We start from the raw sequence: 20,470 nt of genomic DNA, 5'->3' as shown, positions 1-20,470 counted from the left end.
GACATCATCGCCGCACTCCGGCCGGGCGTGGGGCACTAATCTGACACGATCCAGGCCTTATCCACAGGACGCGGGTTCTGGGCGATCAGTTCGTCCACAGGCGACCACCGGCGAGAGCGCCGGGGGACCAGAGGGGGACCACAGAGAACGACCCCCGGACATGATGAAGCCCAGGCGAGAAACCTACTCTCACCTGGGCTTTTACGTCGGGGTGCTACGAAACTACTGCCAACAAGGGCGGAGAACTGCGGAACTGGCCGACCTCCTGGTCGCCGCCCGTAACTCGACGCGGAAGCCGGACGACCGCCCGCTCCCCCAGCGAAACGCCCTCCACAGGTCTGTCGTCAAGCTCCTGATCGAGTACTACAAAGCCGGAGCGTCCACGTACGAGCTTGCCGAGCTGTACAACGTGCGCCGCAACACCGTCCGCGACACGCTCCGCCGCGCAGGGTTCGACCTCACTGCTAAGGCGAAGTGCGCAGCCCTCAGCGAAGAGCAGAAGGCCGAGGCTCGACGCTTGTTCGCCAGCGGGACAACCCGACGCGAGCTGATGGAGATGTACGGAGTGAGCGAGTCCACGATCAGGCGGGCGCTGCGGACTCCGTAGCAGCACGACGTCGCCACGGCGCGGTCGGATCACTGTATGTATCGAGGACGATCTCGCACCAGGTGCGCCCGGCGTTCACGGCGAGACGCGCGTGTCTGGCGGCTAGATTCGAGGCGCGCGTACGACCGTGTCCACTTCCTTCGGCGTTGCGCAGCTCGGTGATCCCGATGGCAACCCCCTTGAGCCCACCGAGCACCTTCTTGATCGCACCTGAGCTATCAACGGTGCCGCTCACACCTGAGGCTGACAACCCAAGCACGTCCTGCGTCCGGCTGAGGAGCGAGGGCAAATCGGCATCCTTGGCGACAGTCTCTCCGAGATGTTCGAGGACGGTCTTGGCCGTTGCCTCAATCAGCTCCTTGACCGCGCCGACCACGCCGGCCGGGTCGGAGTCGAGCAGCAGTTCGATACGGCGGAAAGCGTCGCGGATTCCTGAGGCATCACGTAGCCCGTCCAAGCCCGAGAGGCTCGAGAGCGCACCGCCGACCATCGTGATCTTGCGACTCGGGTCGACCGAGAAGCCATCGAGTTCGAGCACGCGAGTGAACGGAGTGATGTCGTCACCTCCAAACTCGATGAGGAAACTCTCGTAGACGCGGAGGACACGACGGATGTGTTCAAGGCTTGCCCAGTCAACGGATGCCTCGTACTCGGCCCAGAGTGTGACGCGCTGGCCGCCAAGAAATGTAGTTGTCCCCGGAGCGAAGCCTTCGGCTTGCCATATGCGATCGATCTCCCGGAGCACCATGCGCTGCGAGACGGCGTCGCGAAAGACACCGCGCACCCTGCCGGTGATGAGATCAGTCATGGCCACGCTCCTGGGGCTCTGCTGCAGCGACCATTCGTTGAACGGGCGCAGTAAGCAGTGTGCCGGTCGAGCTCTCGTCGACCAGCCGCGCGAAGTTTGCCCAGATCTGCTGCCGGATGGATCCCACGGTGGTTCCGTAGATCCGCGCCAGGGCTTCCTCGACGTCAGCAACGGATCCTGGCTGCCTTGGCGCAGAGGAGGCTCGGTCGCCCGACGGGTGGTCGGTCTCTGTCAGGATTCGTTCGATTGGAATCAGGGAGACGTGGTGCGGGTACTTCACGCCTGCTGCGTTGATTGAGAACCAACAACCAAGTTGGACTGCTCGCCGGGTCTGGCTATCGTCACCGCGCCACCAATGGAGCACAGCACCCCTGATCTGTCTGCGCTCCAGTGCGTCAAGTACGCGCCCCGGTGCGCCAGAACTGTGAATAGAAGCGATGCGAGGTGCAGCCTGCAGGTGGCCGAGGATGGAGTCAAGCACCCGTTCCTGCTCCTCAAGAGGTACCTTTGAGCGCCTGTCTAGACCGATCTCGCTCACGAATGCAGTCGACGCAAGCAGCGAGCCGAACCTCTCGGCGTCAAAGTCGTGCTGCGCCTGCGCGACGCCTGGATGGCAGCCAACACCCCAGACGGTGACCTGGTCGCGACGTGTTCTCACAGACTCGTATTCATCCAGGGAACGGGTCGCGGCGAACACGACCGCTCCGAGCCGCTCGAGGTCGACTGGGCGGGTCTTCGGATTGATGTGTGCGTGCAGATCGAGCGGGGGAAGCTGTGGGGTCATCAGAAGAGCCCTCGCAGCTCCTCGACGCCACGCCGCAACAGAGCAAGCGCGTCCTGCGCCGCATAGCCTTCCGGTAGCGACATTGCCATCACGTCGCGTGCCCGGATACCCCGATCGACGAAGTCTCGGAGCGGCTCCACGATCGACTTCTGGCGAACGAACGCGTCGTACCTGCCGCTTGGATCGTCAACGAGGTAGGTGGTGGTGTCGGGGACTCCGGAGGCAATGAATGCCGCGCGACGGACAAGACAACCGAAGCACACACCGCAGGACGAGCCAACAGGGGCACCGCTGTAGCGCGCGTCGGTGTGCGAGCAGGAGTTGGTGCTGCTGAGGTACTGCGATGCGGCGTCAACGCCAACGGCGTCCGCCACACGGCGGAACATCTCGCCCTTGGTGAGGGCCTCAAAGGGATTCTCGATAAGACCGTGTCCGCCGACGCTCTGCATCAGTGCAGAGAGTTCGCGCAGGAAGCGCGGATGAGTCGTGTGCGTCGAGAGGCTGCCGCGCCGGTCAGGGCCGAGCGGCGGGTTGAGCGAGGCGAAGCCGTTCTCGGCGATCCAGAGCGTCGATCCAGCGCGCTCAGCGACGGCGAGCCCAAGCGCGAGGAAAAGCAGTGAGCGCGAACGAGTCGAGGTCTCGCTTCGGAACGATGAGCCATCCAGACGCTTCGATCCACGATGAAGATGGAACTGGCGGTGCACCTGACCAATGCCGGGCACCAGATCTGCGATGGCGCTGACGATTCCCTGCTGCACAGGAGAGATCGCGGTTGAGCTGTAGTGCGACACCAGGGCCTGTGAGTGGCCAGCGCCAAGCTCGACGGCGGAGAGCAGGGCACCTGCGGCCGAGTCTGCGCCACCGCTCAGTAGCACCGCTCGGTCGTGGTGCTGCTCCTCGATCGGAAGACCCGTCTCTTCGGCTTCGGGTGCCTGCGTAAAGCTGAACGTCCAATGGTCGCCCGACAGGAAGCCGACCATGCGCGACAACTGCTCGGCGTGTGACGCCCATACGGCAGGAGCGTCCACCTCCACGGTGAGGTCGAAATCGCGTGCGTTCCAGCTGGAGCCGCCGCCCTCGCGAAGCACCGAGCGATCCGCGGCGAGGACGCTCAGGGCGATCCGCACGAGGTCGACGTTGCGCGGGTTCACCACGCCGAGCCCCGCAAGATGCGGATCAATACCGCCGGTGAAGGTTGTGCGGCCGTTGCGGGTCCAGAGGAACACCTCGTCAAAGCGGCCATTCTGCTGCGCCTCATCGGCGGTCGTCTCGGAGAGCGTGAGCAGCAGCCGACTCATGACCTGACTCCGAAGATCTGCCCAATGTCGCGGATGCCGTTCTCAATGGCCTGCGCCATCTGTTGTTCGGTCGCGCCGCGTGGATTCAGCGTCGCCTGGGCCGCATATTCCGCTGCCACGTCGCGAATCTGACGCTCGAGGCTGCGGCGCTTCTCAAAGCTGGCGTCCTTCGCGTAGACCGTCGAGGACACCTCGGTCAGAGCAGTCTCCGCAATCGTCGTCTCGATGGACTTTCTGACAACGTCTTCTGGTGTCGGCGGCTGGTCCGCTGGCTGCTCCAGGATCCACTCGACCACGCTTGCGACGATGTCGCGTTCCTCAGCATCCGCGACCGTACTGTCGGCCTGGGAGTCGAACGCAGTCTCAATGATCTTGAGTCCGATAGCGACGGGATCACCGAGCGCCTGCAGATCGTCGTAGTTGAGGCCCGCCTCACGCAGCGCCTCCCGGTTGCCCGACGAGTAGGCGAGAGCAAGTCGTCCGGCACGTCCGGCCGCGCGAGACACCCGTCCGACAGAGCGGGTCGCGCCGCCTGACGAACGGCCACCGCCCCCGCCTCGGGCACCACCGCCACCTCCGCCGGGTCCGTCGCTCCTCCCGCCACGCCCGCGCGAGTTGAGCAGCACGCGGAGTGCTGGCCCGAGGTCAATCCTCGGCGCTTGTCCGGGAGTTCCTGGACGCGACGGATCAGCGGGCTTGTCTGCTCCGTCTGCACTACTGACGTCGGTTTCGTCCGCGCCACCGGGCGCGCCAACGGCGTCAAGCCATGCCGCGATGTTGTCTCGAAGGTCGCCCGCGTCTTTGCCGCCGCTGCCGCCAAATGAGCCGCTAGTTCCCATTGCCGCTCCACGCCTTCTCGACAATGCCCACCGATGCCTGGAGCTGTTGGTCATCCGAGCCGGCCTTCCAGGTATCGAGTACGGGGCGGTAGACCGTCTGGTCCAGGGGTCGCAACTTGATGATCGTTGCCGGTTCGACGTTCACCGCAGGAAGCCCCTTGAGCGCCGCCACCACGTTCGGCTGGGTGGTGGGCTGCTGCGCTGCGAGGCGGAGCAGGCTCTCGACGGTGAACTTCTGCAGTCCCGGTTGGTCACGGGTACGGCGTCCAAGATGGCCGACCAGGATCTGCGCGTCGCTCTCCGGCAGCAGTTTCAGTGTTTCGTCGGTGACGCCCGCACGGTCAAGTTTGAGGCTCGAGGTCAGCGCAACTGCAAGGTCACGAAGACGCTCGGGCAGCCCGGTGTCGATGACCTCGATCTTGGCGAACGACGCCGCCAGGTAGAGGTACCCCGAAATGGCCGAGGCATCGAGCACGGGCGGGAGCTTCGCCCAGCGTCGAAGCGTGTCGCTGAAGTCGTCGTCACGGGCAGGCTCCTGCTCCGGCTGAGCTGCAGCAGATTTCTTCTTGACCGGCGCAGTCTTCGGAGCTTCGTCCTCGGACGGCTCGGGCGTGGTCTCTTCGGTCTCCTCAACTCGGCCGTTGGCGGCGACGTCAAGTGCATCGAGCTTGTCGCGCAGCTGGTTTGACGCGAGCCAGCCGAGCACGGTCTCGAAATCCTCGGTGAGGATGCGTTCCAGCACCATGAGCTTGGCGACCTCGTCCGGCTCCAGCTCGAACCCGCGACGCCGAGCAACCGCCTGGCGCACGTTCAGGTCGTTCAGGAACCGTTTGATGCGGCGCGGATTGCCGTGGAACTTCTCGTAGAGGATCGGAGTCAGGCGCGTTGCCGTGACGAGATGTTCCGCAAGCGCACTGCCCTCCTCGACCTCAAGGTCATCCAGACTGCCACCATCGATGCGCAGCTCATCGCACCTGGAGACAAAAGCCGCATACTCAGCCTCATCGTCGCCCGTCTCGGCCTTCGCCAGCAGGAGGAACAGATACGCCTCGGTGTCGAACCGGCTCAGCGCGGGAAGCGGGATGGTTGTCTGGACGATCTTGTGCAGGTAGAGCTTGGCAGGATCCTCGTCCTCATCCTTCGGCGCTGCGGTCTTGAGTTTCTGCTGGATCGCTTCTGCCACGCGATCCTCATCGGCCGCGATAACAAAGGACATACCCTCGGCTGAGAGGAACAGGCGTATAGCCTCAAGCGTTTCGACCACGGTGTCTGGTAAACAACGGTCGAGATCGTCAACGAGTACCACCACACGCGACAGGTGCGCCAGCGCGGGATCGGCCAGGAGCTTCCCAAAGTCTTCGCGGAAGGCGGCCATACCCTTCTCGCTTTCGAGGCTTTCGGGCTCGTCGCTGACGAGACCAAAAACGTCGTCGATGTTGGGCAACTGCATGGTGATGGCAGTCCGCGCCGCCATTTTGACGGCCTTCGACCAGTTCACCTTGCGGACGAGCTTCTTGAAGGCCTCGAGGCCAGCCTTGCCGACCGGATCCGTCTCGTTGAACTCCTTGCTGAGCGCGCCCAGCACCTCAGCGATGAGGCTCTCCTTCGGGCCAACCGCCGGGTCATAAAGCCACGGCTGCGTCGGGATGACGAGCACCTTGCGATCGCTATCTTTGGAGCGTTCCGTGATCTCGGACTTGATCAACTCCAGCACACTGGTCTTGCCGCTGCCCCAAGCACCAGACAGACCGATTGCGACGGGGTCGAGTCCATCGTCGAAGATCGCGTCCGCGGCTGTCTCCGCCACGGCACGAAAGGCCAACAGATCCTGGGTCGCGGGCTCATCCGACCAGAGCGGGTAGGAAGACGTCATAACAGTCGCTCCTGTCGTGCCGTCGTCGTCCGCCGCAACCTCGCATACTCGAGAAGATCGGTCACCGTGGCGTTCTTCTTATGCCACTCATTCACGATCGTCTCGCCGAGCAGCACGTATGCCCAATCCCGGCCGTCGCGCTGTTCCTCCGGTAGCTCGTTGATCTGCTCGCACCATGCCAGCGCAGCCTTCTGCTTGCGCTGCACGTTCTCGTCACTGAGCGCCGACTGCGCCTTGGTCTCAACGACGTAGATGGTGAACGGTGTGCGGATGAGGAAGTCTGGTGAGTACTGCGCGGGCATGCCATCCGCTTTCAGGTAAGGCCGACGCAGGAAATCGTGCCGGTACTCGTGCACCTTGGCCAGGGCTTCGATGCCCGAGTCCTTGTCGGCCCAGCGGATGAAGCGTCGCTCAAGCCCGCCGCCTTGGGATGGGATCGGCAGTTTCGGGTAGATGCACTTGTTGACTTCTTCGGCGGTGCTGCCTCGAACCGGGATCGTGGTGACCTCGGACAATGAACGTTGCTGTACCTCGGCGGAGGCCACAACCTGGCTGTCCTGGAGTTCGACGAGCTTGGTGGCGAACGTTCCGGCGATGCTGTGCGCGACGTCGTCAAGCAGCAGCACGCGCCAGTTCTCTTCGGCCAGCGGGTCAAACTCCTGACCGAATAGGCGATGTCGGATGTAACTGTCGAGCCAGCCGGTGAGCAGAGGGCGGTACGCCTGGAGAATCGGGAACTTTGCGTTCTCGTTGTACTTGCTCTGGCTCTTCGTCATCGTCCTGCCGAGCGCCTCGGTGATGCGCGTTGTCATGCGCGAGAGGTAGTCGTTGTAGCCAGTGGCAGTCAGAACGCCGCCATCGACGCGGTAGTCGCCGTACTGTGTACCCGTCTCGGCGTCGTGTGAGACGAACCGGTCGCCCTTGCCAACGGTCTTGATGATCAGGTCGAGCGGATACGGCGACGCAGATAGCTCGAGCGGATTGATGCTCGGCTGGCGTAGTTCCTCGTCGGCATCGCGCAAGATGACGGGGATCTCGAAGTCGTACGCCTGGTATCCAGGTCGCAGGTCAACGTGCTCCAGGTCGCCGGTGGCACCGGTGTTGTCGGCATCGTCACCGGTTTCGACCATGAGTCCGCCGCTGAGCAGTTCATCGTAGAAGTCGCTGAACGCCGGGTGCTCGACGATGAACAGCACGTCGAAGTAGTTGGTCGGCTCCAGCCCCTTACTGATGCGCTCCCGAGTCTCAGCCTTAAGCTCGTCGATCGAGGGGTCGCCGCGCCACATCAGGCGCAGACCGCGTCCGATCGTCTGCTCCAGCAGGATGGACGCCTGTGACGAGCGCAGCGGCACGATGACTGCGATATTGCTGACATCGAATCCTTCACGGAGCATGAGCACCGAGACGATGACCTTGGGTTGCTTGTGTCGGTCGACGTCGAACAGCTTCTCGCGGATCGGCTCCCAGTCCTTCGGGCCAAGCTCAGCCTTGCGTCCGGAGTCGACACGCAGGATGTCGTCCTCAGAGAGCCCGGTGCTCTGGAGGTACTCAACGACATGCGGTGTGACGTTGGTGTCCTCGCAGACCACCAGCAGCTTCGGATGCTTGTCCGGATCGGCGTCGGCAAACTGCTCTTCGAGGATCTGGAGCTTCTTCAGGCCAGCCTGGAGCATGACACGCTGACCGTTCGACAGGCCGGTGACGCGCTTCTGCTCGTCTCGCTCTGCCTTGAAGTCCAGTGGTAGCGCCGCGATCTCCTTGCGCTTATCGAGCGCAAGCGACTTGACGAGTCCGGAACGCATGGCGGACTTGAGGTCGAAGTCAACAACGATGTGCGGGAAGTAGGCCTTGCCCTTCGAGCGCCCCGAGCCAACCTCGTTGTAGGGGGTCGCGGAAAAGTCGATCTGGATAAAACGGCGTCCCTTTGTCGAAGCGATCTCACTCAGGCTCTTCTGCCACTCGACGTCGGTGACCTCATCAGACTTGCGCACCTCATGGATGTGGTGTGCCTCGTCATTGAACACAACCAGATCGGGCAGGTCTTTCAACGCTTGGAGCGGGCCGCCCCGAAGGAACCGTCGGTCCAGCACATCGAGAGCATTCCCGGCGCTCGTGCCAGGAGTGAGCGGGAAGAAACTCTCGATCGCGGCCTTCGGGTCGATCTCGGCGCCAGGCGCTTCGACCTCGTCATCGTCGAGAAAGTCAGGGTCCTCCTTGCCTGCGAGCAGATGCCAGTTTGTGATCGCGATCAGGCCCGATCCGGTGACCTTGCGACCGATCTCGGTCTTGGTCACGACGGAGGACTGAAGGAACGTGAAAACCTGCGTGCGGTAGGTGTCCGGGATGAACAGATCCTGCTGGCGGTATATGTCGCTCGTGGCGAAGTCTCGCTCGCCATCCTGCTCCTTGCCCTGGAACGAGTCCAGGAGCCGGTCGTACACGATGAGACCCGGTGCAACGAGCAGGAAGTTGCTGGAGAAACGCGGATCCTGCGGGTTCGCGAGCTTGTTCAGATACTGCCAGACCAGCAGGGCGTTCAGCACCCACGTCTTACCAGTGCCCGTCGCCATCTTCGCCGCGTACTTCGGGTGATCATGGCGGTCACGCGTCACCTCGCCAAGCACGCCGCCCTCAAGCATCGCTTCTGGAGCGACTGTCTCGTAGAGATCACGCAGACGGGTCGTGCCGAGGACTTCGTGCGCGTAGATGATGTGGAGGATCGCGGCGCGCTGTCCAGCGTGGAAATTCAGCTCCCGCAGTTCGCAGTAGTCCTGCTGGAACCAGAAACGCAGCAGCTCGGCCGTCACCGGAGTGACCTGGTCGAGCAGCTTCGAACCACTGCCGTCTACGATCCCGGGGATCAGCGGGTCAACGACCGCAGAAAGCCCTTTGGCAAGCGGGAAGTCTGCAAAACCGCTCACGACTGTACCTCCACGTCCGAGATAACAACCTCCGACTCGAAGCCGAACACGTCAACAGCACGGACACAGACCGTGCGCGGGCCATCGATGCGAGGCAGGTCGAGTACTGCTGTCGTGACAACCCGCAGCGCATCGCCGTCGTTATCCGTGTTGCCTCGATAGTCCTGCCAGACCGAGCGGAACACCTCACCGTCGTAGTCGGGATCGACCGCCCAGTACTCGATGAGCGCGAGTGGTTCCGTGTTCATGACTTCCTGGAGTTTCGCCCGGTTTGCCTGATCGAGATTGATCGCATCTGGTGATAGCAGTACGTAGTTCTGGAGGTTTACAGCCAGAGACTCCCGCTCACCATCCGCGGTGCGCGCGGCGATCTCCGCCTGGAGGTACTGCAGGCTGGAGAAGCGAACTTCCGAGGCCAGCTTGTCCGTCCCCTTCTTCTTCAAGCGATCGAGCAGATCCGGCGGGATGACCAGCACTTCGAGGTTCGGATCGTTGAGATCGTTAATGTCCTGGCCGATGCCAGCAGAGAAGTTCCAGCCGAGCACCACGACTTTGTCGAAGCCACCCATCTTGACTTCGCGGTACCCCTGTGCGCGCTTCAACGTCGAGATCGTGGTCAGGCGCGATGGACTGTCCGCATAGACAAGCGTGCGTGTGCCGGGCAACCTGCCAAGGCTGCCATTCACGTTCTCTTCGGGCGGCAGGGGAAGCGCACCGAAGAGGTCGAGCACGACCTTCGCAAGATCGCCGACGCGGAACGAGCGCCCAAGAGTCGAACGAGCCTGTTCGACCTGGTAGTCACCGATAGCCTGATAGAGGAAGGGCTTCGCGTCCTGATCTATGAGGCGCTTGCGGGTAACCATCGCGGCGGGTTTACCCAGATCAGTAGCAACCCAGCGGCGCCCAAGCTGCTCGGCAACGGCTGCGGTGGTCCCCGAACCAACGAAGAAGTCAGCGACCAGCCCGCCCTCTGGGGAACCCGCCTGCACGATCCTTGACAGCAATGAGGCTGGTTTCTGCGTCGCATATCCGACGGACTCTCCCGCGGAGTTGTTCAGTTTGTCGAGATGCCAAACGTCGTCGACAACGACTCCCTCAGCCATGACCTCGTCCAGATAGCGTTTGATTCGTTGCCCGCCACCAGCATCCGACAGCACATATTCGCGGCCTGCCTCATCCCGCAAGACCTTTTGCTTACGCTTTTTGACGTACTCTTCTTTCGATGCCCACTTCTCGAAGAACGACGCGAAGTATGGCTGATCCGACTTACTGTAGTAGAAGATTACATCGTGACGGCGTTCAAATGACGTGCGCAAGCGCTTATTCCAGCCGCTGTAATGCCAAGTTATTTCGTTCCGGAAATTCTCCTTTCCGAAAATCTCGTCAAGCACGAGCTTGACGTAATGGCCGACATGCCAGTCCAAGTGGACCCAGATCGACCCGTGCTCGGAGAGTAGCTCCTTCATCAACACGAGCCGTGGGGTGATCATCGCAAGATAAGACGCCGTTCCGTCCGCCCATGTGTCCGAGTAGGCAAACTGCTCGAGAACCGTCGGCTTCTGATCAATCGTCGTGCCGGGGAGCTTGATCTTCGTCCGGTAGTCAGCCTTGGAATCGAAGGGCGGGTCGATGTAGATCAGATCGATCCCGCCGCGCAGGCTTGGCGTGTCCTCGTCGCCTGCGAGCAGCGCGGCCATCGCCAGCAGGTTGTCGCCGTAGATCAGACGGTTGGGCGTCTCGGTCGCGTCGGCGCCGTCGTTACCCGAGAAGGTGAAGCCACCGCGATCCTTCGATGGGATCACGAGCTCACGTGTCTGCAGGCTGACGCGGTTTCGCCCCTCCAGTTGCTCCAGGATCTGTGCCGCTTGACGCTTACCCGCGGCGACGATGCCGGGTAGCTGCTCCAGTAAGGACTTGCTCATGCTGTGTGTGGTCTCCTTTGCGCCGAGGGCGCGTCTTAAGTTGTGCTCATAGTGCCGTGTCCCACGCTACCGGCGGCCTCCGACACTGCTAGGGTGCCGCGCCGCTCGGGCGGGTCGAGCTGTCGCAGGCGGGAGCCGGACGGCTCGACCGGGACGCTGCGATCTACTTCCCATTCTCTCATAATCCTCAATTTGCTGGAATAGGAATACCGCTACCTGTCCAAGAATTGCCTGGTGAGAAGTCATTTCAGTATTGTCTCAGCAATCGATTCATGTTATATTCCGACACAGTAATGCGTCTGGCTTTCCATCACACCATCTCCAACTCTTTCTGCACTCTCGCTGTTCGAGGGGGTGACTTCGGAGTCGCCGCGTAGTGCGTCTGGTTCCAGATCTCTCACCAGTCGGTTGGTTCCTCTTCGGAGCGATGGTGCTCCTGATCCTGACCTATCTTTACTTCTGGTGGATGGTGGTCAAGGCCAGTGCTCACAAGCATGTCTCTCGTGAGAAGGTCACCAACCGGAAGCTCACTGCGTCGCTTGCTCATGCGAAGCGGAAAGGGAACACGCATCGCTTCTTGATCCAGATCACGACCAAGGGTGGTGCGCTCTCTGTCGTCCAGCGTGGCATCGACAACGTCCTGGCGGGCGTGGCCCGCTATCCGGTGCTGCAGAAGGTCGTCTGGGTCGAGATCATCACCGAGGACGCCGACGAAGTGGCCGCTCTCCAGACCCGCTACCGCAATGCGGTCATTCCGGTGACGCCGTACCTCCTGCCGACGGACTACCGCACGCCGAAGGACACCCGTCTCAAGGCTCGAGCGCTGGAGTACATGGTCCAGCAGCACCGCGCGAACCCGACCGATTCCTACGTCGTGCACTACGACGAGGAGTCCGTCTTCACGCCCGACAACCTCGCGCGTCTGGTGCATCGCCTGAGTCGTCATCCGGTCGGGATCTCGGAGGGCATGATCTCCTATGGTCTGGACTGGAACGAGACGACGCTGCTGAACAAGGCGATGGAGTCCAACCGTCCCTTCGGCTGCCACGAGTGCTATTCCGTGATGACGAGCCCGCCGCCGATGCATCTGCATGGCTCGAATCTCGTTGTCCGTCAGGATCTGGAGAACCAGATCGGCTGGGACATCGGCAACCTCGATGGCTCCGCCCTGATCGCCGAAGACCTCGTCTTCGGTCTCGCCGCCTATCTCAAGTTCGGGAAGGACGTGTTCGGTTGGCATCACACCGAGATGATCGAGCAGCCGCCGTTCACGTTGAAGGCTGCCTACAAGCAGCGTGAACGCTGGGTGTTCGGTGCCATGCAGGCCCTCGCGCACATCCGCCAGCAGCCGGATTGGATGCGACTGTCGCGGAAGGATCGCTGGCACATCAACGTGATCATTCGCCTGCGTGTGCTGACCTACGCACTCGGCTTCCCGGTCTCACTACTTGCGCTCGGCTCCAACGTCGTCATCCTGTTCATCCTCGCCGCCGAGGCTGTCCGGGAGGGCAGCATCACGGTTGTCGCCCCTGAGCTGACGGTCTACGGCATCATCACCTCGATCGGGCTCATCTTGTGGATGGCGGGCACGCAGCTCGGCCTGTTCTACAACCTCCGCTACACCGGCATGAGCCGCCTGCAGAAGCTCCGCGACCACATCCTGGTGCTCCTCGTCACGCCGTTCGCCGGTGTCATCGATACCGCTGGACCGCTCGTGGCCGTCCTGAAATGGCTCGCCGGTATCCGTGAGGTGGCGTGGAAGCCGACCCCGAAGCTCGCCGTGGAGCCGAAACAGCAACCTAAGCGCGTCGCTGCCGCCGAAGTAGCAGCAGGAGAAAAAGCAGCATGAGCAGTTACCACCAGCAACGAGAAACCCGCAGCCGGGTCATCTTCACCGTCCTGATCATCGCCGTCACCGTCGGCATCACCTACGGCCTCATCCGCCTCACCCTGCCAAGCCTCACCGGCCAGACCACGACCACGAAGAACGACTCCACCTCCCAGACCGCCGAAAAGCAGGAAGAGGAGAAGGATCTGCCTCGCGGCGACGCCAAGCGTGTTGCCGACCTCGACCGCCTCGCCGCAGCACTCAAGACCTACAAAGAACAGCACGGCGGGTATCCGATCAGCACCGGTACCTGCGCGGGCGGCAGCTTCGACAGCGACGCCGACCTCGGCTTCCTCGCCGACCTCGAACGCGAAGCCGTCATCGACGCCATCCCACGCGACCCGGCAGGCGTTGCCAAGATCACCAAAGCAGGGCAGGACAACGAGGCGACCAGCACTGAGGACTGCGACACCATGTACGGCGCGAAGCACTACCTCTACTACTCCAACGGCACCAAGTTCGCCCTCATCGCTAGCGTCGACGACGCCGACGCCATCCCTGACAACGCCGCAGGCGTCTACCTCGCAGAAGGCGACCGCGAATGGTTCGACGGCTCAGCCCTCATCGCCGACTGGCACTGGAGCCGCAACGTCTACATAGTCAGCAACCAGAAACTCGCAGAAGTAACGAAGAAGTAGTCCGCGCACGCGATAGAGACTGCATTCCGGGAGTATTCGGCGGATTGGAGCCAACGCGTCATTGCTTCAGCTGGGAACGTCAGGACGGAGCCGCTATTGCCACACCCGGTCTCAACGATCACCTCGTCTTCGCCTTCCAACTAACCCCGGTCTCCCTGTTGCACGATGCAACGTGGCATATCTGGATGCTTCGCGGCCAGCAGCCTGTCGCACCCGCTTCGGCCACGGTGCCAGCGTCGCCATCCGGTACCTCAGCCACAGGTCGACGAGCACTGCCTGGTCGGTCACGATCTGCACAGCCTGTTGCGTCGTCTGATCCCACGTATGACGCGGTCGGAGTCCGGCGCCGTCAAAGTAGGCCGCGATCGTCGCTCCGGCGTAGGGACGGAAAGCGAGTGCTTCGGACAGCTCACCGCGCACGTCGATCAGGTGTTCCCGGAGTGTGTGCTGCATCCAGTGTGGCCACCGATGCGCCGTGGAGTCGTCCTCCAGTCGGGCGATGATGACGTACGGATCGCGGCGGCAGTCTTCACACGTACGGTCGTCCGCGAACATCGGACGGCGAGCCTGATGGGCTGCACTGTCCCGCCACGACTGCAGCGCCCGGTTCAGCTTCTCGTCCCAGGACGGGTATGGCTCGGCGTTCATCAGCAGGCAGACATCGCGATGCAGTTCGGTTCCAGCACCACCGTCTTCGGCAGCGTGCCCGGGTCGAAGCGCCCACTCAGCTCGACCCGCTCCTCCAGCTCTGGCGTGAGCCAGGAGTGCAGCTCCAGCGGGTAACCCATCCAGAACAGTCGCTTCACGACTGGCTTGTACCAGCAGGCGACCCGAGTCTGTCCCTCAAACACGGTGAACTCGGCGTGCAGCGACCGGGCATGCGACGTCGACCCGATGACTCGGATCGGATGCGACAGGTCGATGCAGAAGTCCGAGATGAAGGTGCACGACGAGGTGTGCCCACCAACAGAAACGACCCGAGTGGAGATACTCGGGTCGTTATCGAAGATGGCGGTACTCGCCGCAATAGAGCTCTTGCCATAGTCGGCAAGGCGGAGGTAGTGGAGGCGTTTCGGCATAACGGAGGGCTCCTTTCCGGGAGGGTAGGGACGAGGAACATACCGTCCTCCCCCGGGCCAAGCCCAGTCCGGCAGTAGCGGCCCCAAAACGCCCCTAGGAGCCCCATCCGGCGGCCTCAGCCGGAGTACCCCCGATGCGTGTTCTCCTTGATGAACGCCATCAGAGACTCGCGTGAGATGTACTTCCGGCTGCCGATCTTCGTGTGCTCAATGTCCCCACGGTTCGTCAACTCGTAGACAGCCGAGTAGGGAATCCCCAGCGCCTTGCCCGCGTCCTTGAGCGACAGCAGCATCGGCCCGGACTCTGAGAGCAGGTTCGGTCGGATCACCGTCGTCTGCTCAGCTTCGACCACTTCGACTTCCGATGCCACGTCTTTCCAGGAGCCGAAGTAGCCGTACGGACGGTTGAACTCTTCCTGCACCTTCTTCGCCGCGTCCTCTTCGTCAGTCGCCCGCACCCACCGCTCGGCGACCTGCACGCGTGTCACCACGACCTTGTACCTCATGTACGTCTCCTGCTTCTGCACCTGCCGGGTGCGCGGCTTCTTCGATGACTTTCCAGACCCCGTGCGCTGAACACGACGCATCGCCCGCACTGTCGCTTCGACATGCTCGTCGTCGACGACAGCGGCACCAGGTTGCTGCGGTGCTGGAGCAGGTGACGCTGGAGCTTCATCCTCTTCGGTCGGCTCCGGCCACACCCGGCCTCGCTCCGTCGGCTCTGCCCGCCACGACGCGCCATGCCCGCTGATGCGCACCAGCTCCCGGCTAGCAAGCGCTCGCGCCGTGATCCGGTGCGTGTACGAGCCGTTCGGGTACACCCCGTCAGGGCAGCCGCTCTGAATCCACTCGAGCACGGCGACCTGCGCTGGGTTGAGCTTGATCGTGCTGCGAGCAGGGCGCTCGGAATCGCGACTCACGACCGCATCACCACTCCGGCAGCACCGCCCGCCAGGCATGCCCCGGAGGCAACCCGACACGCTCCTCCTGCGCGAAGCCCCGGTAGCGCTCCGGGAGCAGTACCGGCGCCTCCGACTCGTCGACCAGCAACAGATCCCAGCGATCCTCGTAGCGCTCGAACGTGGAGAGCAGCACACGTGACCGCTCGACTGGCGCGTTTCGCTTGCCCGGCTCGATCCCGGGCTCGGTGAGCCAGTTCATGTGCTCGATCCACGCGGCGGCAGCGACGTGCGAGCGAGGAACGACGAAGTTGCGTGGCGGCAGGGTGAGGTCGTGCGGCACGGCCACCATGACGTAGTACTCCCGCTGGTGCTGGCTCGGCCCCTGCGACTTCGATCCGAGCGGCCAGCTGATCGACCGCCAGGATGAGCCTCGTGCCGTCTTCACTTGGATCTCGACCATCCGGCGGTTATCCGGGTCGGCAAGCACGGCGAGGATGTCCGTGCGCTCCAGGCCGTCACGAGTCAGCGCCGGAGCCCAGCCACGTCGGGCCAGCTCCGCCGCAACGTGATGCTCCCCGATGGTCTTGGTCTGCTTCGTATCCGCCACAGCTTCGAGGCTACCGAGGAGCTCGGACAGCAGAATGGACGTATGGCTATGCCCGAGACGGACCTGCTGCGCATCGGCCGCTGGTGCCGTGAACGCGTGCCCGAGCACCTGTGGGATCAGGTGCGGGTGGAAGCCGAGATTGCCGATCGGCACGTCACGATCATCGAGACGCGACCACCCTGGGACGGACAGGGCGACTGGACACGGTTCCCGGTCGCGCGCCTGCGCTACACCATCAAGACCGGCCAGTGGAGCATCTACTGGCGCGATCGTCACATGAAGTTCCACGAATACACGAAGAGGCGCCCGACAAAGAACATCCAGGCTCTGCTCGACTACATCGGCAGCCATCAGGATCCGATCTTCTGGGGGTGAAGCCTCCTCTGATGTGTCGGGGGTGCTGACTACCGTTGCCGGTAGAGGCACCCGAGCTGACAGGAGTACACGCATGGCACTGCCAAGCATCGCCCGGCGTCACGGCACGAAGAAGGTCGTGGTCATCCGGCACGAGGGCACCGAAGACGAAGCCCGCACCCAAGTCGAGGCCATGATCCAGGCTGAGAGCGGGTTCTTCGACGTCACCACGCCCATCTACGAGGGTGACGTCGTCGAGATCCCCGACCCGCGCGGCGGCATCGACCGTCGGCTCGCTGCCGAAGTGCACGTCAACGACTACGGCTCGAAGCAGCTGCATCACACCCAGGTGAAATGGGGAAAGGCGCCGGCTGCACGAACAGCTCCGGTGCGTCGTCTGTCGATCGAGCATCTGCATCCTGAGGTGATCAGTGCTGCGAGCGACCTGTTCGCAGACGGGCATTACTCGAGCGCCGTCTACGAAGCTTTCAAGTCCATCGAGGTCCGTGTACGCCAGCTCACCGGCATCGATAAGTCCGGCGCGGCCCTCATGGGCGAGGCATTCGGCGGCAAGGAGCCGAGGCTGTCGGTCGCTACCGCGCCGGGGCGGAGCGGCGTCGACGAGCAGGAGGGCTTCTTGTCATTGTTCCGCGGCTCCATGCTCGCCGTACGCAATCCGAAGGCGCACGAGCTCGCCAAGGACGATGACCCCCGGCACGCACTTGAGTACCTCGGCCTGGCGAGCTTGCTCCACCGCCGACTCGACACCGCAATGTCGTCACGCTCTTGATCGCTCGGTCAGTGCCACTCGCTACGCTTGCCGTCACGACTTCCGTTCCGCACCAACCCCGCCCACCGGGCGGGAGTTGTACCGGGAGGAAGTACGCATGGCTGAGAACACCTGGCCGCTGAAGAACAAGCTGCCGGAGGGGTACCAGTTCTTCACGAAGGCTGATCTGCTGGAGTTCCTGAGCGACGTCGATGACGAGACGCCGATCTGGCTCAACAACTACTGGCAGCCCGTACGTCAGATCACGCAGCGCCCGATGGAGTTCCTGTCGATCCGCCCTGATGGGGTGCACATCGCGTAGGGCTCCTACGACAAAGCGCCCACGCCTGATTGACCAGGCGTGGGCGCTTCTGTATATGAGTCGGGCTTATAGCGGCGGCCCGGTCGAGGTCGAGGCATGTGGCGTGCCGTTCCAGACCCAGTTCGGGCTATCGCCATCGGCGTAGGGATGCAAGACCTCTCCATGTGTCAGCATCACGTCCGCTATCAGCACGCTTCTCTGCGCACTAGCAGACGCGCCCGTCGGTGAAATGTCTATGAATCTATATATATTGTCATACGACGAGCGACTTCCAGTCGCATGAACCCGTCTCGACTCATTTGGCGCCAGCGTAAAATATCGATCACCTTGGTCTGAGAAGTCCACCTGGAGCGAAATCGCCTCATCCCCGTGATTCGCAACAAGTAATGATGCCGTATATGTCTCGCCGTTTTGCAGGTCTGAGTTATTCACATATAGTCGCATGATTGGATTCTGGTTACCAAAGGTAACTCGGCTCCAATCATCACGCCCACCCCATGATACGCCAGAAGCGACGGAGCCATTTCCTAGCGATCTGAACCAGTGATCGCTCGAACCTCTATTTTTGGGACTTAGGACTAAGTTCGTCACCGCCGCCACGCCGCCACTGCCGTGCCCGGCACAGGCGCCCTCAGTGGGTGTCGTCTGCGTGTTCGATACATAGGCGCTCTTGTTGCCGACGGTAACGGTGGCGCACCAGGTCGCTGGAGTCGATGAGCTCAGGGCGCGGTACTGATACGTCGTGGAATCAGTATCTTCAATGTCAACGTCGGCGAGGGAGCTGGGGTAGCTGTCGCCGTGTTCCACGGCGTAGAGCGCCACCGCATCGGACACCTGTTTCGCTGCCGACATTGCCGCGGAGGTTCGCGCGCGGTCTTGGATACCGTTGTAGGCGGCGATCGAGATCGCGGCCAGAATCGCGATCACGACAATGACAATCAGAAGCTCGACAATAGTGAAGCCGCGTCGCAGAGCCGGGCCAGCAACCCTCCCAAATGCTTGAGGCTTCACCTCGCTTGCCGCCCCGACACTGTGGCGCGCGGTAGCGAGTTGCCTTCGGTCCTTCGTTTCAGTTTTTGCGTTTGTCATAAACTGCTTATGACTATGACGCGAGGTGGCAATCGAGTCAATAAACGCAGCTCCGTAATATTCACAACGAACCGACAGGACTATTGCACGCCTCAACACCGTCACGTATAAGTAGGCGCAGAGTTCAGCGCGTTCGCTTCGGTGGACGGTACGGACTTCATCTCGTTCTTCTCCTGCGGCCTCCCACGTGATCCATCCTGGATCGCGGGCCGCACACGAAGAAGGAGGTCTCGCATCATGAGCGAGAACATCCCGCCTGGGTATGGCGGTGCCGCCTACAAGGTGCTGACCGTTCGCACCAGCGAGGACACTCGAGCGCAGCTCGAAGTCCTCGCCCAGTTGAACGAGCGCAGCGTCACCGAGGAGACTCGGATCGCCTTGGAGCATTGGGTCGAGAAGTCAAAGTCCGATCCGGCTGTGCTGAGGCGCGCCGAGCAGGTGAGGGCGGAGATCGAGCGCGAGGCAGAGACCAAGCGCAACGCCATCGCCGCTGTCCTCGGCAGCAAACCGAGCACCAAGGCCGCGCCCAGGCCTACCAAGCGGGCGTCGCAGGACGCCTGAATCACACATGGTGGCCGTGCCCGGGATTGAGAACGATCGAGTTCTCTCCCGGGCCGGCCACCTCACCCCATCCACGCGTCTCGTTGCTGCGCTGCGGCATCCAAGGGGAACCATCCAGGTTCGCCGGCCGCTTGCAGTAAGGAGAAGCAGTCATGGTCAGAGGGATCTACATCCCGTCCGACGCGAGCTCCCCGCTCGAAGTGCGCGAGCTCAACAAGCTCGAGGACTACCAACAAGCGGTGGACGGCTGGATCGAAGCTGTCGACGTCCCAGACCTCGGCGTCACGATCTACGTCAATGAGGAAGGGCTACTCAGGCACCTCCACTTCAACAGCAGGGCGACGTTCCTGTGGTGGCACTACGTCCCCGCAGCACGCCAGCAGGCGATGCTGGTCGGCAACGCCGTCATCGTCGGCATGCCCGACAAGGACGGCAACTCCACCGACGTTCCCGAGGCGGCCTACCGGATGCTCATGCAGCACGCTCGGTACGCCGTCGTCTTGCAGCTCGATGATGGCTCGATGTTCGCTCTCGAGCGCACCTACGACGACTACTTCGAGGCGGTCATCTGGGCATCGATCATCGAGCAGCGGCGGGACGACGTGGAGAGCACACTGATCATCGCGTGGGACGAGCTCCCGAGCGAAGCACGCGACGCGATCGAGGCGAAGCGGGAAGTGGAGCCGTGACCACCGGACTCCTCATCCCAGCCGATGCCGCCGCTCCGATCCAGGAGCTGACGTTCGCCGGAGCAGACGACTACCGCGCCATGATCGGTGACTGGACGGACGACGTCTGGCTGGAGCGCCTGGGCGTCACCGTCCACGTCGACCTGGGCGGCATCGCCAAGGGTCTGCCGCTCAACATCCGAGCCTCGCGGCTCATGTGGTCGGACAGGCCGGATCTGATCGACACAGTGAAGCTCTACGGCGACGCCGTGCTGGTCGGAGACGACGGCTCAGGGCAGACGAGGGGCGTACCCAGTTCGCTACGACGCGCGCTATCCGAGCCGGGCGACTATGCGGTGCTCCTGAAGGTCGCAGGCCGCCCCTGGGAGCTTCACAGCGACGGAGTCGAGAACTACCTCGACGCCGTCACAACCGGGCTCGTGCTCATGGAGTGCTGGCCTGGTGCCGAGGACATGCGTGTACTGCCAACCTGGGAAGCGCACGCGTTCCTGACCGTGCAGTCGTTATAGATGACTGCGCT

Annotated in this window: 21 protein-coding genes; 9 read left to right on the top strand and 12 right to left on the bottom strand. The window is 62.6% G+C overall.

Going from position 1 to position 20,470, the window contains the following annotated elements:
* Positions 1-160 precede the first annotated feature (160 nt).
* Complete coding sequence (locus ACODR5_RS08240; protein ID WP_488983302.1) at positions 161-607, top strand: helix-turn-helix domain-containing protein; 447 nt, start codon at positions 161-163, stop codon at positions 605-607.
* Here the strand turns inward: ACODR5_RS08240 and ACODR5_RS08235 are convergent.
* The 7 genes from ACODR5_RS08235 to ACODR5_RS08205 all read right to left on the bottom strand — a co-directional run bounded on the left by ACODR5_RS08235 (position 582) and on the right by ACODR5_RS08205 (position 11,052).
* On the bottom strand, positions 582-1,415 hold the full coding sequence (locus ACODR5_RS08235; protein WP_260062832.1) for an abortive infection family protein: 834 nt from the start codon (positions 1,413-1,415) through the stop codon (positions 582-584). The two genes, ACODR5_RS08240 and ACODR5_RS08235, sit on opposite strands and share 26 nt — an antisense overlap.
* A complete protein-coding gene (locus ACODR5_RS08230) occupies positions 1,408-2,199 on the bottom strand; it encodes a TatD family hydrolase (RefSeq protein ID WP_488983301.1) in 792 nt (263 codons plus the stop codon). Before ACODR5_RS08230 ends, ACODR5_RS08235 begins: the two co-directional genes overlap by 8 nt.
* Positions 2,199-3,497, bottom strand: coding sequence for an adenine nucleotide alpha hydrolase family protein (locus tag ACODR5_RS08225; protein WP_260062830.1), 1,299 nt, complete (start codon positions 3,495-3,497; stop codon positions 2,199-2,201). Before ACODR5_RS08225 ends, ACODR5_RS08230 begins: the two co-directional genes overlap by 1 nt.
* The gene (locus ACODR5_RS08220; RefSeq protein WP_260062829.1) at positions 3,494-4,003 is read right to left on the bottom strand and encodes a hypothetical protein; all 510 of its coding nucleotides are present in this window, start codon (positions 4,001-4,003) and stop codon (positions 3,494-3,496) included. The genes ACODR5_RS08225 and ACODR5_RS08220 overlap by 4 nt, the downstream gene beginning before the upstream one ends.
* Positions 4,004-4,325: 322 nt before the next feature.
* The gene (locus tag ACODR5_RS08215; protein WP_260062828.1) at positions 4,326-6,209 is read right to left on the bottom strand and encodes a KAP family P-loop NTPase fold protein; all 1,884 of its coding nucleotides are present in this window, start codon (positions 6,207-6,209) and stop codon (positions 4,326-4,328) included.
* Complete coding sequence (locus ACODR5_RS08210) at positions 6,206-9,130, bottom strand: DEAD/DEAH box helicase (protein WP_488983300.1); 2,925 nt, start codon at positions 9,128-9,130, stop codon at positions 6,206-6,208. Before ACODR5_RS08210 ends, ACODR5_RS08215 begins: the two co-directional genes overlap by 4 nt.
* The gene (locus ACODR5_RS08205; RefSeq protein WP_488983299.1) at positions 9,127-11,052 is read right to left on the bottom strand and encodes a site-specific DNA-methyltransferase; all 1,926 of its coding nucleotides are present in this window, start codon (positions 11,050-11,052) and stop codon (positions 9,127-9,129) included. The genes ACODR5_RS08210 and ACODR5_RS08205 overlap by 4 nt, the downstream gene beginning before the upstream one ends.
* A gap of 427 nt (positions 11,053-11,479) precedes the next feature.
* On the opposite strand from ACODR5_RS08205, the gene ACODR5_RS08200 reads away from it, so the two are divergent.
* Positions 11,480-12,901, top strand: coding sequence for a glycosyltransferase family 2 protein (locus ACODR5_RS08200; protein WP_488983298.1), 1,422 nt, complete (start codon positions 11,480-11,482; stop codon positions 12,899-12,901).
* Positions 12,898-13,578, top strand: a complete 681-nt coding sequence (locus ACODR5_RS08195; RefSeq protein WP_488983297.1) for a hypothetical protein — start codon at positions 12,898-12,900, stop codon at positions 13,576-13,578. Before ACODR5_RS08200 ends, ACODR5_RS08195 begins: the two co-directional genes overlap by 4 nt.
* A gap of 111 nt (positions 13,579-13,689) precedes the next feature.
* Here the strand turns inward: ACODR5_RS08195 and ACODR5_RS08190 are convergent, their stop codons facing one another.
* The 4 genes from ACODR5_RS08190 to ACODR5_RS08175 form a co-directional block, all read right to left on the bottom strand.
* Positions 13,690-14,226, bottom strand: a complete 537-nt coding sequence (locus tag ACODR5_RS08190; protein WP_488983296.1) for a hypothetical protein — start codon at positions 14,224-14,226, stop codon at positions 13,690-13,692.
* Positions 14,226-14,657: a hypothetical protein gene (locus tag ACODR5_RS08185; protein WP_488983295.1), complete on the bottom strand. Its 432-nt coding sequence runs from the start codon at positions 14,655-14,657 to the stop codon at positions 14,226-14,228. The genes ACODR5_RS08190 and ACODR5_RS08185 overlap by 1 nt, the downstream gene beginning before the upstream one ends.
* A gap of 116 nt (positions 14,658-14,773) precedes the next feature.
* Positions 14,774-15,577, bottom strand: coding sequence for a helix-turn-helix domain-containing protein (locus ACODR5_RS08180; RefSeq protein WP_488983294.1), 804 nt, complete (start codon positions 15,575-15,577; stop codon positions 14,774-14,776).
* Between the two features lie 7 nt (positions 15,578-15,584).
* Positions 15,585-16,166, bottom strand: coding sequence for a hypothetical protein (locus ACODR5_RS08175; protein ID WP_488983293.1), 582 nt, complete (start codon positions 16,164-16,166; stop codon positions 15,585-15,587).
* 42 nt (positions 16,167-16,208) lie between these two features.
* Here ACODR5_RS08175 and ACODR5_RS08170 point away from each other — a divergent pair, with 42 nt between their 5' ends.
* From ACODR5_RS08170 to ACODR5_RS08160, 3 genes are all read left to right on the top strand, one after another.
* Positions 16,209-16,541, top strand: a complete 333-nt coding sequence (locus ACODR5_RS08170) for a DUF3024 domain-containing protein (protein WP_488983292.1) — start codon at positions 16,209-16,211, stop codon at positions 16,539-16,541.
* Between the two features lie 73 nt (positions 16,542-16,614).
* Complete coding sequence (locus ACODR5_RS08165) at positions 16,615-17,310, top strand: TIGR02391 family protein (RefSeq protein ID WP_488983291.1); 696 nt, start codon at positions 16,615-16,617, stop codon at positions 17,308-17,310.
* 97 nt (positions 17,311-17,407) lie between these two features.
* The gene (locus tag ACODR5_RS08160) at positions 17,408-17,611 is read left to right on the top strand and encodes a hypothetical protein (protein ID WP_488983290.1); all 204 of its coding nucleotides are present in this window, start codon (positions 17,408-17,410) and stop codon (positions 17,609-17,611) included.
* 66 nt (positions 17,612-17,677) lie between these two features.
* Here the strand turns inward: ACODR5_RS08160 and ACODR5_RS08155 are convergent, their stop codons facing one another.
* A complete protein-coding gene (locus tag ACODR5_RS08155; RefSeq protein WP_488983289.1) occupies positions 17,678-18,700 on the bottom strand; it encodes a type IV pilin protein in 1,023 nt (340 codons plus the stop codon).
* Positions 18,701-18,937: 237 nt separating this feature from the next.
* Between ACODR5_RS08155 and ACODR5_RS08150 the strand changes: the two genes are divergently transcribed.
* From ACODR5_RS08150 to ACODR5_RS08140, 3 genes are all read left to right on the top strand, one after another.
* On the top strand, positions 18,938-19,261 hold the full coding sequence (locus ACODR5_RS08150; RefSeq protein WP_488983288.1) for a hypothetical protein: 324 nt from the start codon (positions 18,938-18,940) through the stop codon (positions 19,259-19,261).
* A 152-nt stretch (positions 19,262-19,413) separates the two neighbouring features.
* Positions 19,414-19,950 carry a DUF3846 domain-containing protein gene (locus ACODR5_RS08145; RefSeq protein ID WP_488983287.1) on the top strand — a complete coding sequence of 179 codons (537 nt, stop codon included), beginning with the start codon at positions 19,414-19,416 and terminating at the stop codon, positions 19,948-19,950.
* Entirely contained in the window at positions 19,947-20,459 is a 513-nt protein-coding gene (locus ACODR5_RS08140; protein ID WP_488983286.1) for a DUF3846 domain-containing protein, read from the top strand. The genes ACODR5_RS08145 and ACODR5_RS08140 overlap by 4 nt, the downstream gene beginning before the upstream one ends.
* The last annotated feature ends 11 nt before the right edge of the window (positions 20,460-20,470 follow it).

The sequence above is a fragment of the Microbacterium sp. FG3 genome (assembly GCF_057809335.1).
Note: the sequence above shows the minus strand (reverse complement) of the source record. Positions and strands in the feature narration are given on the sequence as shown.